General features: G+C 72.2%; 12 protein-coding genes. 6 read left to right on the forward strand and 6 right to left on the reverse strand.

Annotated features, from left to right (window positions below):
- Nucleotides 1-275 precede the first annotated feature (275 nt).
- Nucleotides 276-842, reverse strand: coding sequence for a dihydrofolate reductase family protein (locus ABT296_RS33345; protein WP_351932972.1), 567 nt, complete (start codon nucleotides 840-842; stop codon nucleotides 276-278).
- Nucleotides 843-1,161: 319 nt separating this feature from the next.
- On the opposite strand from ABT296_RS33345, the gene ABT296_RS33350 reads away from it, so the two are divergent.
- Both ABT296_RS33350 and ABT296_RS33355 read left to right on the forward strand, forming a co-directional pair.
- A complete protein-coding gene (locus ABT296_RS33350; RefSeq protein ID WP_351932974.1) occupies nucleotides 1,162-1,731 on the forward strand; it encodes a TetR/AcrR family transcriptional regulator in 570 nt (189 codons plus the stop codon).
- Nucleotides 1,732-1,990: 259 nt separating this feature from the next.
- Nucleotides 1,991-2,524 carry a DinB family protein gene (locus ABT296_RS33355; protein ID WP_351932976.1) on the forward strand — a complete coding sequence of 178 codons (534 nt, stop codon included), beginning with the start codon at nucleotides 1,991-1,993 and terminating at the stop codon, nucleotides 2,522-2,524.
- 26 nt (nucleotides 2,525-2,550) lie between these two features.
- Here ABT296_RS33355 and ABT296_RS33360 read toward each other — a convergent pair whose 3' ends face one another.
- Complete coding sequence (locus ABT296_RS33360) at nucleotides 2,551-4,563, reverse strand: CASTOR/POLLUX-related putative ion channel (protein WP_351932978.1); 2,013 nt, start codon at nucleotides 4,561-4,563, stop codon at nucleotides 2,551-2,553.
- Nucleotides 4,564-4,755: 192 nt separating this feature from the next.
- A complete protein-coding gene (locus tag ABT296_RS33365) occupies nucleotides 4,756-5,400 on the reverse strand; it encodes a GAP family protein (RefSeq protein WP_351932980.1) in 645 nt (214 codons plus the stop codon).
- 279 nt (nucleotides 5,401-5,679) lie between these two features.
- Here ABT296_RS33365 and ABT296_RS33370 point away from each other — a divergent pair, with 279 nt between their 5' ends.
- On the forward strand, nucleotides 5,680-6,525 hold the full coding sequence (locus tag ABT296_RS33370) for a hypothetical protein (RefSeq protein ID WP_351932981.1): 846 nt from the start codon (nucleotides 5,680-5,682) through the stop codon (nucleotides 6,523-6,525).
- Here the strand turns inward: ABT296_RS33370 and ABT296_RS33375 are convergent.
- Nucleotides 6,519-7,214, reverse strand: a complete 696-nt coding sequence (locus ABT296_RS33375; RefSeq protein ID WP_351932983.1) for a hypothetical protein — start codon at nucleotides 7,212-7,214, stop codon at nucleotides 6,519-6,521. The two genes, ABT296_RS33370 and ABT296_RS33375, sit on opposite strands and share 7 nt — an antisense overlap.
- Nucleotides 7,215-7,349: 135 nt before the next feature.
- Between ABT296_RS33375 and ABT296_RS33380 the strand changes: the two genes are divergently transcribed.
- The 3 genes from ABT296_RS33380 to tpg are packed head-to-tail and all read left to right on the forward strand — an operon-like array spanning nucleotide 7,350 to nucleotide 10,430.
- Entirely contained in the window at nucleotides 7,350-7,736 is a 387-nt protein-coding gene (locus tag ABT296_RS33380; protein WP_351932985.1) for a hypothetical protein, read from the forward strand.
- Complete coding sequence (gene tap / locus ABT296_RS33385; RefSeq protein WP_351932987.1) at nucleotides 7,733-9,865, forward strand: telomere-associated protein Tap; 2,133 nt, start codon at nucleotides 7,733-7,735, stop codon at nucleotides 9,863-9,865. The genes ABT296_RS33380 and tap overlap by 4 nt, the downstream gene beginning before the upstream one ends.
- Nucleotides 9,866-9,869: 4 nt before the next feature.
- A complete protein-coding gene (gene tpg, locus ABT296_RS33390; protein WP_351932989.1) occupies nucleotides 9,870-10,430 on the forward strand; it encodes a telomere-protecting terminal protein Tpg in 561 nt (186 codons plus the stop codon).
- Between the two features lie 53 nt (nucleotides 10,431-10,483).
- Here tpg and ABT296_RS33395 read toward each other — a convergent pair whose 3' ends face one another.
- Together ABT296_RS33395 and ABT296_RS33400 are read right to left on the reverse strand one after the other, a co-directional pair.
- Entirely contained in the window at nucleotides 10,484-11,905 is a 1,422-nt protein-coding gene (locus ABT296_RS33395; protein ID WP_351932991.1) for a hypothetical protein, read from the reverse strand.
- A gap of 125 nt (nucleotides 11,906-12,030) precedes the next feature.
- Nucleotides 12,031-12,927 carry a hypothetical protein gene (locus ABT296_RS33400; RefSeq protein ID WP_351932992.1) on the reverse strand — a complete coding sequence of 299 codons (897 nt, stop codon included), beginning with the start codon at nucleotides 12,925-12,927 and terminating at the stop codon, nucleotides 12,031-12,033.
- Nucleotides 12,928-13,044: the final 117 nt, after the last annotated feature.

Raw genomic sequence — 13,044 nt, forward strand, 5'->3', positions numbered from 1 at the left:
GGCGGTCGTGGTGTTCACGGACGCGGTCACGCTCGGACCCCGTCGTCGGACTTGGCGTCCGGCATCCGGCGGGTACGTGTGTGGGTGGTCTCCGGTTTCCGCATGCGGACCAGCTTGTCGGCGCTGCGGGGGCGGCGGGCAGGGGGACTGGCTGCACGGGCGGGTGCAGGATCGTGCACCCGCCCGTCGCGCCTCGCGGCCGGTTGCGGTGTGTCTGCGGCGAGTGCCTCCGGTCGCCCGGGGCGGTCGCCGTCGGCACCGGCGCGCGGGGTCCGTCACCGGGCGTATGTCTCGATCCGCAGGCCGGAGTCGAAGCCGCGGGTCGAGACGGGCAGGAACGTCGTCAGGTTGAACGGGCCCTGGAAGAGCGGGACGCCGGAGCCGATGACGAACGGATTGCGCTTGATGACGAGTTGGTCGATCTCCGGAAGGAGGGCGGAGGCCAGTTTGCCGCCGCCGGCCAGCCAGATGTCCTTGCCGGACTGCGACTTGAGCTTGCGGACGGTCTCGGCCGGGTCTTCCCGCACGACGTTGATGTCCGGGTCCGTGGTCTGCAGGGTGGTGGAGACGACGTACTGCTCCAGATGGGCGTACGGGCTGGTCAGGCCCGCCTGCAGGGCGGGTTCGTAGGTGCCGAGGCCCATGATGACCGTGTCGAAGTGCCGGTTCGGGGTGTCGGTGAGGCCGAAGGCCACGCGGGCCGGGGTGGGCATCGTCTCCGGGTACTCCGCGAGGATCGCGTCGCGTCCCTCGCCCTCGAAGAGAAGGAAGTCGTACTCGCCGTTGGGGCCGGCGATGTAGCCGTCGAGGGTGGCGGCGACGTAGTAGACGAGCTTTCGCATCTGGTGAGTCCTTAGCTTCGGGACGGGATGTGAAGGGCGGTGCAGCCGCGGCGCCTCAGCGGCGGGGGCCGGGCTTCGGGAGCGGCCGGGGACGCGGGAGCTGACGGGGCCTGAGCGGACGGGGGTCGCCGCCGCGAGGGGCGTGGTACGGGGTGCTCCGCGTGAAGGGGGATCGCATAAGGCTCCTGTTGGGAGGGGTCGGTTCTCGCCTGCTCTGCCGCAGAGATGTACTCTGACTGCAGTGGTTAGAACGTAGTACTGCACTTGCAGTGGCGTCAACGGGTTTCCTGAACCCGTCCGGATCAGACAAGGAGACCGCGTGCGTCAGAACCCCGCCCGCCGTACCGCGCTGCTCGACGCGGCCATCGAGGTGCTCGCCCGTGAAGGGTCCCGCGGCCTCACGCTGCGGGCCGTGGACAAGGAGGCCGCCGTCCCCGTCGGCACCGCCACCAACTACTTCGCCAACCGCGGCGAGATGCTGGCCCAGGTCATGCAGCGCATCCTCGAACGGCTGACACCGGATCCGGCGGAACTGGAGGAGGCGATGCAGGCCGGCACGCCCCGGGACGTCACCGTCACACTGCTGCGGCAACTGCTGGAGCGCACCCGGCGCGAGCGCGGCAGCCACCTGGCGCTGCTGGAGATGCGGCTGGAGGCGACGCGGCGCCCGGAGCTGAACGCGGAGCTGACACGGTTCTTCGAACTCCAACTGGAAGGCAACATCGCCTACCACCTCGATGCCGGACTGCCCGGCGGCCAGGAGGGGGTCGTACTGCTCTACGTCGCCATGCTCGGCCTGATGATCGACGACCTGACCGTCCCGACGCTCCTGACACCCCACGACCCGAACCGCCTGATCGAGGCGATGGTGGACCGACTGCTCGTATAGGCGCGACCAGCGGGCGTCCCCCGAAGCGCGGTGGTCGGCGTCATCCGTCGGCGCTTTCGTGCCAGCGGCTTCGTACGGTGACGAGGCGCGTCAGTCGATGCCCAGTTCCGCCTTGGAGGCTGCATGGGACTTGTCGAGCTTGCCGATCAACCCGCACCGCGCCAGATCGCGGCCGGTGTCCAGGAGGTGTGGCCGGCCGCTGGTGGAGGAGGCGGCCGAGGTCCGTCATTCCGGGGCTGCCTGGAGACAGGATGGGGTCATGGACGACATCGACGCACTGCTGCGTGAGTACGACCGGGCGCGCGCCTACACCGACGAGTTGTGGAAGGACCTCGCGCCGGACGAGGTGACCTGGCGCCCGCACGAGAACTCCAGTGCCATCGGCTGGCACTTGGGTCACCAGGCCCACGTCGCCCACTTCATGATCCGCAACCTCACCGCGGCCGAGCCCAGCCCCGACCCGGAACTGGACGCGATCATGGACTCCGCCAACCCGGAGAAGTTCCGTGGTGCGCTGCCCACCGTCGAACGGCTCACCGCGTTCCGTGACACCGTCGCCGAACGTGTCCACGCCCGTATCGGTGACATCGCCGCCGGCAGGGTCGGCGCGCCCGCCCAGTTGGACATCGTCGCCCGTCATCTGCTGCTGGTACTCGTCAACCACGAGTACCAGCACGACCAGTGGATCAGCGAGGTCCGTGCCGACAATCTCGGCCACGCGCTTCCCCCGGACCCCGCCTCGGACTGGGTCGGCCGCGTCGACGGCTACCTCGTCTGCAATCCCTGCACCTGACCTCCCGCGACCGGGCGCGCGGCCGGTCACGCGTGCGGCACCTCCGCCGCGGGGTCGCCGTCCTGGTGGGGGTGCCGGGCGAGGGGGAGGGGGAGTGGTTCGGTGTCGTCGGGGGTGATGGTCGTGCGTCCCGGAGTCAGTACGAGGACCTCGTCCTGGGTTGCCCACACCCGCCGTTCGGACTGTCCGGGGCAGAGGTGGACCCCCTGCGGCGAGGTATTGGCGCCGGCGTCGTGGATGCGGTAGCCGATCGCGGCCTCGCCGCGGGCGAGTGCCGCCGCGGTGACCGTGGCGAAGGACGCTTCGCGACCGGGGTGGACGTAGTCGCCCGCGGGGTGCAGGGCCAGCGCCCCGCCGCGCGCGGTGAAGATCTCCTCGAACACGGAGCCGAGAGCGGGGTTGTGGGAGATCTGGGTCATGAGCAGCGCGGTCAGTTCCCCGCGCAGGACGACGTCCGACGTGGCGCCGAGCGGGGCCAGCAGCCGGCTCCCGTGGTCGTGCAGCTCGGCCACCACATGCAGGGGGTGACCTGTCTCCTCCTCGTAGGCCCTGAGCATCAGCAGGGTCAGCAGGGTCCGGTCGTCGGGCCGTCCGGGGTCGGGCGGGTCCTCGTCCCGCAGGACGATGACGCTGTCGTAGCGGGAGGGGTCCAGGGCGCGGAGGGTGGCGAAGCGGGTGGGGTCGCCGGTGCGGTGGCTGACGCGGAGGCGGCCGACGCCGTCGGAGCGCGACAGGTGCGCGGCCGCGGCGCGCGGGTCGGTGTCCGGATCGGTGACGACATCGAGGACCGAACCCGGCCGGGAGGTCCGGCGCAGGATGTCCACGACGAACGGCGCCCGGCGGTTCCAGCCCAGCATCAGGGTGCGTGCCGGGCCGTCGGCCCGCTCTCCGGCGGGTGCCAGGGCCCGCGCGTCGATGTGGCCGCGGCAGTCGGCGACGGTGGCCGGGTGGTCGTCGTGGGCGACCGTCACCAGCCGGTCCCCGGGACGGAGCACGGTGTCCGGCGGCGGCGTGAGGTGGGGTGTGCCGTCGGCCCGTACGATCCCGACCACGCACGCGTCCTCGAAGGACAGCGCCAGCTCCTCGTACGGCCGGTCGGCCGCGCCGGAGACGTCGAGGGTGTGGAACTCCGCTCCGGAGAAGTCGAGGAGGTCGCGCAGGGCGGCCGGCAGGCCCGGCTGACGGGCCGACTGCACGATCAGCCGTGCCGTGGTCCGGTCCGCCTCCAGCACCGTGCTCCGAGGCCCGGCCGCGAGCCGCGCGGCCCGCAGGTGGTGGCCGTCGCGCACCGTCGCCACCAGGCGCGGTCCGGACGACGGGGGACGGAGCAGGGCGCGCAACGCCAGCAGGGTGCGGATGACCCGCGCGTCGGCGTCGGCGCTGTCACAGGGAAGGATCAGTACCGACCGTGCCGCGCCCGGAGTCACCAGCGCGAGCGCCTCGGGGTCGGTCGGGTCACCGGTACGGCACACCAGCCGCGAGGCGTCCGTGATGCCGAGCGCGGCGGTGAGCTCGGTGTGCATGTCGGCCGAATCCCGGTCCGCGAGCACGGTGACCACATGTCGGCCCCGCCCGGAGTGGGCCGCGAACAGCTCGGCCACCACGGTGAAGGCCTGCTCGGACCAGCCGAGCACGACGGTGTGACCGGATTCCAGCACGGTCGAGCGGCCCCGCCGCAGCTCCGCCAGCCGGTCGCCCAGCCCCGTGGTGATGACCCCCACGACCGTCGACACGCACAACAGGGCGATGAGACCGAGAACCGCGGCCAGCAGCATCCGCAGGGGAGCGCCCGTCACTCCGCTCAGCCGCATGGTCTCGGCACTGGTGCGCCATACGGCGGTCAGGCGCCCCGTCACGGAGTGCGGCGCCTGCGGGTCCGTCCACACCATGAGCGCGCTGACCGGAACCACGAGGGTCAGGCAGCCCAGGGCGAGCCAGCCGAGCAGTGCTCCGGTGCTGCGGGCCAGGGTCCTGTCGAAGAGGTACCGCGCCCGATCACGTAAGAGAGGCGTCTCCTGACGCCGTCCCGCATCCGCCACCTATGCTCCTCACTCGGCGTTCCGAACTCGGCGATCCGAGTCGAAGCGTGCAGAATCCGGAACCGGCGACACGCCGCCCCACCGGGACATTCATCCTTTCGGGCTCAGGGGGCGGGGGGCGGAGCCGCGTCACAGTAGTGCGGCCGGACCCCGGGTGCCGGTCGGGCCGGCCGGTGCCGAGGGCCGGACGCGTCAGGTGACCAGCTCGTAGATGCTCGCGGCCGTCAGCCACACGCCGGCGAGGAGGGCGAGCGTGACGATCAGCTGCTCCTGGTGCCGTGCCAGCCAGTTCCGCAGGGCGTTGAGGCGGGCGTTCGCGGCCTCGGGTGCCCAGACGGCGTACATCTCCATGACGATCAGGCTGAGGGTGGCGAGCAGGCAGTAGCCGGTCAGCGCGACCCAGTCGATGGCGGTGGAGAGGTTCGCGTCGATGGCGGTCGCGGCGCCGGCGGCGACCAGCCCCCAGGGCTGCGTCAGCCAGGCGAGACCGGCCGCCGTGACCGGAGAGGCGTTGTCGATCCGGGCGGCCCAGCGCGGCGGGCCGTGCGGGCGGGGCGGCCTGCGGTGCCGGTACGCGCCGTACAGCACCAGCGCGAGACCGATGGCGAGCTTCGCGGCGACCGCGGCGGTCGAGGGGGTGGTGTGCCGGGCCGGGGGCTGGCCACCCGTCAGCAGTACGACGACGGCGATGACGGCGACCAGGTTGGCCAGCCACGACAGCAGGAACGCCAGGCCCTGCCGGATGCCGCGCCGCGAGGAGAGCAGCAGGATGAAGACGCTGTTGTGCAAGGGCCCCAGGGTGATGGCGGTGCCGATCACCACCAGGTCGAGGACCATCGGACCAGTCGCTCCCGGGCGTCAGGGCCGTCCGTCGCCCATGGACCAGGGACGCGCCGGCAGAGGGATACGGCGCCGTCACGGCGCCGCACCCCGACTTTGCAGGCGGCCGCGTGGCCGGTCAAGCAGGCCACGCCATGGCGGCCCCGCCGGACCCTTCCCCGGGTAGGCCGGACGGGCGTGGGGCCCGAGCCGTATCGAACGCGGCGTTCGGCAACCTTGACCTCACCCAGGGCGGACCCTCCCGGTCGCCCTCATCCAGCCCATACGATCATGCGCATGTCGATCACATCTCCCATACCGGTCCTACGCGGTTCCGGCGGCACGGTGCTCCAGCTCGACGACGATGCGCTGGTCCTGCGCCGGACGGCCGAGGAGCTGCGGATTCCGCTGCGGGCGATCAGGCGCGTTCGAACGGAAGGACGCGCCGTCGCCGTCGAGTTGACGGCCCCGGCCGGGGCGGTGCCCGCCGTGCACCGTGTCGACGACGTCAGCGAGGCCGCCGTGGCGCTGTTCGCCGACGCCGTCAACGCGGCCCTTCCCGCGCCCACCGACGAGGCCGATACGGTCGACGGTTCGGACCTGGTCACCGTCCGTGCCGTGAAGGAATCCGATGCGGAGCGACGAAAGGGCAGGTGGAAGATCTGGGCGTTCGTCGTCTTCCTGGTGCACTTCGCCGCGGGGCTCGCCGTCGGAATCCACGGGGAGTGGACACTCGCGCTCTGCATCCCGCTGGTCGGCCCCATTCTCGGGGCCGGCGGTATCGCCTTCGGCGCCATGGGGGCCGAATCGGTGTACCGCCAGTGGTACCTGCCCAGACACGGCATCACGGTCGAGGCCGCGAGACTGGGCAACGCGCGTGTCCTGGGCGGCAGTTTCGGGACCTACGTGTACACGGACCTGCACGGCGAGCACCGCAGCGTCTACACCAGGAGCGGCGCCCCGACGGTCCAGGTCGCCTACAACCCGAACAAACCGCATGTCGTGGTCGTTTACGAGAAGCGGTCCAGCACGATCGGGGACGCGGCCCTGGCCGTGGCCGCCCTGCTGTTCGGCCTCTGCGTCGAAGCCGGTGTCATCACCGTGGCCGTCGGTGCCTTCCTGGGGTGGTACCCGGGCTACTGACGGGCCGACGCCGCCTGAGCTGAGCCCGGAACCGGGGTCTCACGGGTGGTACGGGCCGCTTCTCGTCCTCCGCCGCTGAGAGGCGATGCCCATGCGGGGTCGTGGCGGGATCTCCTCGCGAGGTGGGTCAGCAGGTGCTCCGCCGCGGTGGAGGCGGTGTCCGGTGGCGCGCCGACTTCGGTGAGGTCGGAGATGAGCCTTGCCGACGCCGCTTCCGGGATGTCCGGGTCGGTGAGGAGAGGCAGGAGCAACAGGAGCCGGGCGGCTGTGTCCTGGGCGCCCTCGGCCGCCGGGGACGGGTCGTCGGCGATGCGGATCAACTCCTGCCAGGTCAGCCCGGTGCCGGAGAAGTCGCCGTCCCAGCCGGCGATCTGTTCGACGTGGCTCCTGCCCGGACGGGTCAGGAGGTAGTCGGTGCCGTAGTCGCCTTCCAGGTTGCGGTAGATCACCACCACGCCGGGGCCTGTCCGCGCCGGCACTCGGAACACGGGCCAGTGTCCGGGATCGAAGAGGTCCTCGGACACGGCGTCGACATCGGCGCCGTCCTCACCGAACCACTCCGGAACGGGTCGCTCGGTGCACGTCCCGTCGCTGCACATCACCAGCAGGTGGTTCGACCAGAAGCCCGGGTGGTTCAGCAGTGACTCGCCCGGCACCAACGGGCCGGCCCCGTATCCCTTGATCAGCATCCTTCGATCCTGTCACCAGCCACTGACATGGCGGGATCGGGGATCGGCGACGGGGACGTGTGACCTCGGGTGTTCGCGCGCGACAACGGGACAACGGTTCGTTGTTTCGTTGCCCGGCTGGAGTAGGGTGCCGGTATGGCACGAGATTCCCGGCAGCAGGCCCGTGAGCGGCTGTCTCTGCTGGCAGCCGGCGGTGATGAGAGTACGGTCGCGTCCCGGGTGGAGCAGGACGCGTCGCTGGTGGGGAGGCTGCTGGCCGCCGCCGCCGTCGGCGGAGCGAGCGGTCACGACGGCCCGTCGGGTGTGGTGCCGGACGACGTGGGTGCCGCGCTGGGCCTGTTCGAGGCGCTGCGCGAGGAGTTGGACCGCCTGGAGACGCAGGTCGTCATCGAGGCTCGGCGCTGCGGCATGGACTGGCGTCAGATCGCCGGGTATCAGGGGCTGAACTCCTCCCAGGCCGCCTCGCAGCGCTATCAGAGGCTGATGACGCGGCTCGAAGAGATCCGCCAGGGGGTGCGGTGAACGGCCAGCAGGATCCGCGGCTGACGGATCAGCCGCCACAGTTGTTCAGCGCGATCGACTCACTGCTGGCCGCCGTCGACGACGGCACGGTGCTGCCCGCTCCGACCGAGCGCGTACGGCTGCGCGAGGCGGCCGGCCTCACCCAGGCCGCCGTCGCCCAGGCGCTGGGCGTACGGGTGCCGAGCATCGCCGCCTGGGAGGCGGGGCGCGCCGAGCCCAAGGCGGAGCGGCTGGAGGCGTACCGCCGACTTCTGGAAGGGCTCGCTCACCGCTACCCCGCCCCCGAGGCCACCGGCGCGCGGCAGGCTTCGAGGTTGCCGGAAGCGGCGCTTTCGGCGTCCGCGCAGCGGCCAGAGGCTCAGGACGCCGTTTTCGGGCCGGCCACGCCCGAGAACAGGACCGAGGCTGCGACGCCGGAGCGCGGTGTCACCCGACCGGCCGTGAAGCAGGCCGTCGGGCTCGCCGATCCTCACTTCCCGCACGGCCCGCTCGCCGTCCTGGACGGCGACGGCCGCGCCTACGGCATCGACGGCATCGTCCTCGACTGCCCGGCCCGCACGGTCCCCGAACTGGTGGAGTGGACGCTGCGCGAATCCGGTCTGGGCGCGGGCAAACTGCACCGCTACGGGAAGGACTCCGATCCGCTGGTCGTGCTCACCGCGGCGGCCGCGGTGAGGCTCGGCCTGCCGGAACGCCTGGAGGGACACGAGCAGCGCCGCTCCCTGCGCCTGCCCGCAGACCATCCGGTCGTCAAGCAGGTCGCGAAGGCGAAGTGGCAGCTGACCCAGCGTGGCTTCGGCCCCTGGGCGCGGATCTACCGCAAGGTGCAGGGCCGCGAACGGCAGTGCGTACAGCTGGCGATCCTGTCCTGGGACGCCCTCGACGAACGCGCCTGGCCCGGCGTGACGGACATGGAGCCGCCCGACATCGCCCGCGTCCTCGGTGTGTACGCGGCCCGGGTCATCACCCCGCGCGGATCGACGGCCGTGTCGGGGCTGGAGCTGATGACGGCGCTGCGCCCGCCCACCCGCGCCGTGCAGGACGAGGCGACCGGAACCTGGATGTCCGGCCACCACCCCGGCAGCCTCGGTACGGAGCCGATGGACCCCGCCCCGCCGGAGGCCACCCAGGAGCACCCCGTCGTCGTCAACTCCGGCTGGAAGGGCGGCTTCCTGAACGAGGAGGCCTACCAGTGGGTCCGCGACGTCGACCTGCTCACCGCCGAGGAGTGCACGCTGCCGTACGCGGTCGGCCTCGACCTCAACACCGCCTTCCTCGCCGCCGCGGCCCGCCTGACCGTCGGCCTGTCCGCCCCCGACCACTTCCACACCCCCACCTTCAACCCGAAGATCCCCGGCAGCTGGCTCGTCGACCTGTCCCGCATCGACCTGGACCCCCGCCTGCCGTCGCCGTTCACACCGGACGGCTCCCGGCCAACGGGACCCGCCTGGTACCAGACCCACACCGTCGCCTACGCCCAGGAACTCGGCCACCACGTCACCCCGATCGAGGCCTACCTGCGCCGCGAGAAGGGCGCCTACCTCGACCCCTGGCACGACCGGCTGAAGAACGCCTACGTCGCGACGCTCGCCGACCTCGGCGTCACCAAGGACCTCACGGACGCCGAGTTCCTTGCCGCCATGGACGGCCACCAGCAGGCCGACCCGGCCCTCGCCGCCGTCCTGTCCGCGATCAAAGCCACCATCAAGGGCGGGGTCGGCAAGCTCCGCGAACGCCCCCAAGGACGCCACTACAAGGCGGGGGAGCGGTGGCCGGCCCTGGAACGGCCGACCTGGCGCCCCGACATCAGGGCCGCCGTGATCAGCAAGGCCCGCGTCAACATGCACCGCAAACTCGCCAACATGGTGCGGATGACCGGCCTTTACCCACTGGCGGTGCTCTCCGACTGCGTCGTCTACCCCAGCCCCGGCGACAGCCCCCTCGCCTTCCTGCCCTACGAGGCGTCCGGCAAGCCGCAGTTCGGCGGATTCCGCCTCGGCCCCACCCCGGGCCTGGCGAAACTGGAAGGCGTCCAGCCCATGGCCTGGGCGGTCGACCTGATGGAACAGGGCCTCAACCCGGCCCGCCACATCAAGGGCGGCGACGCCGTCCTGGACGAAGGCGAGTAGCACCATGGCCGGAGAGATCGACGACGCCATCGAACGCGCCGACCGCGAGGCGTTCACCCGCGAGCCGCCCAAGACACTCAAGGGCCAGATCGGCTACCTCATCCGTCAGCTCGGCAGCGCGAGAGCGGTCGCGCAGGAGATCGGCGTCACCGCCGACTCCGTCAACCGCTACCGCCGGGGCGCCCGCAAGCACGCCCGCGCCGACGTCGCCGCGAAGATCGACAGCCTGGTACGGCAGCGCTGGCAGCCCCGCGTGCGCAAACGCCGCCAACGTGAGGCCGCCACCACCGGCGGCATCACCATCGAGACCCGGGCCCGCTTCGGCTACACCGCGCCCGTGGGCTCCACCGACGACGGCCGCTTCCGCCGCCTCACCGTCCACCTCCCCCCGGCCTACGCCCAGCGCCTCTTCGACGCCCGGGAGGCCGGAGCCGGCGACCAGCAGCTGCGCGGCATCATCGCCGAGGGGTTCAAGGAGGTCTACTTCCAGGACGGCGGCGTCCGCGCCATGGGCCTGTCGGAGGTGGAGATCAACGACATCGACTATCTGGACCTCGACTACTGACCCGGGGCCCGCCCACGGCGCGTACCGACAGACGGCTGAGCCGGGACGGGGTCTCAGCTGCCGATCCCGGCCTCCCACTTGAGCCGGCGCAGTACGTCCTCGCCGAAGAGATGCCGACTCCGGTCGAGCAGTTCCCTCAGCTCCGCGTCGCCGCGCGGTTCGTCCGGCGACGGGTGCCAGCGCCGCACCGATTGCGCGGCGCGCGTACGCAGCTTCACATCCGGGTCCTCGACCAGCCCGACCGCCGCCCGCAGCGCCACGGTGCCACCGCGGGTGTCCAGCAGCCGGAACGCGCCGACGCGGACGTGCCGCGGCCGCCCGGAGCGGGTGCGCTCCAGGAGCAGGTCGGCGGGCAGATCCTCGGCCGAGGGCAGCAGGGCGGTGGCGGTCTCGCGGACGACACCGGCGGAAGGGTCGTCGAGCAGCGGCCACAACAGCTTCACGTCCGCGCAGTCCAACGCCCGCAGTCCCGCCACCGCTCGCGCCCGCACCCCGGCCGCCGGGTGCAGGAGCAGCGGCCGCAGCAGCTCGGCGTCCGAGCGGTTCCCGCACTCGGCCAGCCCGATGACCGCGCCGGGCGGCAACCCGAGATCGTCCGGTGCCGCGCACCGCTCCCGGTACCAGGCCGCCGGATCACCACCCTGCTGCCGTACGACATACCGGGCGCAGGCACGTACGAGTCCGGAACGGTCGCCGAGGAACGGCACCGCTTTCCGCGGCCGCCCCGCCCGTCTCAGCGCCGTGACGCCGGCCGAACGGGTGCGCGGGTTGTTCGCGGACAGCAGGGGAGGCAGCACACCGTCGTAGTCATCCTCGTCCCGCAGAGCCGCGAGCGCGGCCGTCGCACACAGGTCCTGCACCACGGTGTCCTGGTCATGTGCGGCCGCGCGGGCCAGCTCGGCGGGACGCAGTAGTCGGCCCTCGACGGCCAGCCGGTACGCGAACCGTCGGACGACGCGGTCGGGGGCCGTGAGGAGTACGGCGAGCCGGTCGCGAGGTGCCTGGCGCAGGATCTGCCCGAGTGCTTCGACGCCGAAGGCACCTCTGTCGCGGCGGCCGACGCGGAGGACGAGCGGCGCAAGGCCGAGGGCGGAGTCCACGGTGAGGGCCTCGCGCAGCAGTTGCCGGGCGTGTTCGCGCACCGGGCCGACCCAGTCGGTGCAGCGGATCACGACCAACGGCAGCAGACCGGGGTGTCGGACCGACTGACGCACCGCTTCCTGACGGATTCGCCCGTCGCGGTGGCAGAGGGCGAGTGCGAGCCGGGACTCGCCGAGCCGTGTCAGGTCGGCGGGCAACGGGGCGGAGTGCTCCCACTCCGGCAGGAACCGCTCGCGGTACCAGGACATCTCGCGCACTGCCGCGTCCAGCGCGAGCCAGTCACCGGGGTCGGTGACATCGAGCGTGCCGTGAAGCGGCGCGCCTTCCGCGAGCCGCGTCGCTGCCGCGGCCCCGTCCGCGATGTCCTCAAACATTCCCGCCCCCTCGGCACTCGATCGAGTGATCGTAAGGGGCAGGCTCTGCGCAGGGCGCGCGAAATACGGCCGGTGATCGCCGGGGCCGCTGCGTGGGCCCGCGCCTCACCGCGCCGACGGGATTGTCAGGGCGCCGGGAACACCAGGCTCACGTCGTGGTCGGCCGCTGCCTTGCGTAGTGCTGGGAGCAGTGTGCGGCGGAGGGTGTCGAGTTCCTCGGCGTGTGTGGTGCGGAAGCGGTTCAGGAGGTGTTTGCGGGCTGGTTCGCGGATCGCCTCGACCGGGCGCATGCACCCTGCGTACGCCTGTCCGAGGGCACGTTGCTCGCGGGGCAGGTCGGCGGGGTCGGTGGTCTGCATGCGGGTGTCGGCGAGGGCGAAGAAGCCGTTCTCGTCGGGGACCTCGATGCCGCGCTGGGCGAGGCAGTCGGGCAGGGCGCGCAGGGCCCGGACCGTCTCGGGGTCCCGGCGCAGGGAGACCAGTTCGCCGAACCACTTCTGCTGGAGCGGGCCGTAGAGGTCGCGGAGCGCGTCGGCCGCGGCCTCGCCCTCGGCCGCGCAGCGGCGTTGCACGGCGGGACCGGCGGGCCGGGTGGCCGTGGGGCTTGTCGCCGGGGCGGGTACCGGCGCGCTGGCGCTGGTGCCGTGCAGGGCGATGAAGTCGAGATCGGGGAGTTCGGAGAAGCGGATGAAGGCGGGCGGCGCCGCCTCGGGAAGCACCGCGCCCCGCTCGTTCGCGCAGGTGGTGGCCGTGGCTCGCGCGACCTGCCAGACGAAGACGTCCAGCCCCTGCGTCCAGCGGGTTTCCGCGCCGGTTGTCGGCAGCACCATACGGGCGGGGTCGTCGGGCAGGCTCCGGCTGAGCCCTGCCCGGGTGACGGCCGCCGCGGCACCGTCGCCCCGAGCACCGCCGGAAGCGTCCGACCCGGCCGAGCAGGCGGTCAGGAGTGCGGCCGCGATGACGGCGAGGGCGGGCAGGCGCGGGCTCGGGCGCCGTCGCGGCACCGGGCTGTCGATCGGCATGGTCCTCCCTCGTCTCCTGGCGGCCCTCCAGTTGCTGCACGACCAGGATGATGGCCAGCACGATCAGCGCGTCGGTCAGGCCGTTGGAGACCAGCGCGATGAGGACCGCGACGAAGC

It is taken from the genome of Streptomyces sp. NPDC000983, assembly GCF_040299205.1.
GTDB lineage: Bacteria > Actinomycetota > Actinomycetes > Streptomycetales > Streptomycetaceae > Streptomyces.

Coding starts and splice junctions, on each gene's coding strand:
- ABT296_RS33345 (WP_351932972.1), bottom strand. CDS start 842: ATGCGAAAGCTCGTCTACTACGTCGCCGCCACCCTCGACGGCTACATC.
- ABT296_RS33355 (WP_351932976.1), top strand. CDS start 1,991: ATGGACGACATCGACGCACTGCTGCGTGAGTACGACCGGGCGCGCGCC.
- ABT296_RS33375 (WP_351932983.1), bottom strand. CDS start 7,214: ATGCTGATCAAGGGATACGGGGCCGGCCCGTTGGTGCCGGGCGAGTCA.
- ABT296_RS33380 (WP_351932985.1), top strand. CDS start 7,350: ATGGCACGAGATTCCCGGCAGCAGGCCCGTGAGCGGCTGTCTCTGCTG.
- ABT296_RS33400 (WP_351932992.1), bottom strand. CDS start 12,927: ATGCCGATCGACAGCCCGGTGCCGCGACGGCGCCCGAGCCCGCGCCTG.
- ABT296_RS33395 (WP_351932991.1), bottom strand. CDS start 11,905: ATGTTTGAGGACATCGCGGACGGGGCCGCGGCAGCGACGCGGCTCGCG.
- tpg (WP_351932989.1), top strand. CDS start 9,870: ATGGCCGGAGAGATCGACGACGCCATCGAACGCGCCGACCGCGAGGCG.
- ABT296_RS33370 (WP_351932981.1), top strand. CDS start 5,680: ATGTCGATCACATCTCCCATACCGGTCCTACGCGGTTCCGGCGGCACG.
- ABT296_RS33365 (WP_351932980.1), bottom strand. CDS start 5,400: ATGGTCCTCGACCTGGTGGTGATCGGCACCGCCATCACCCTGGGGCCC.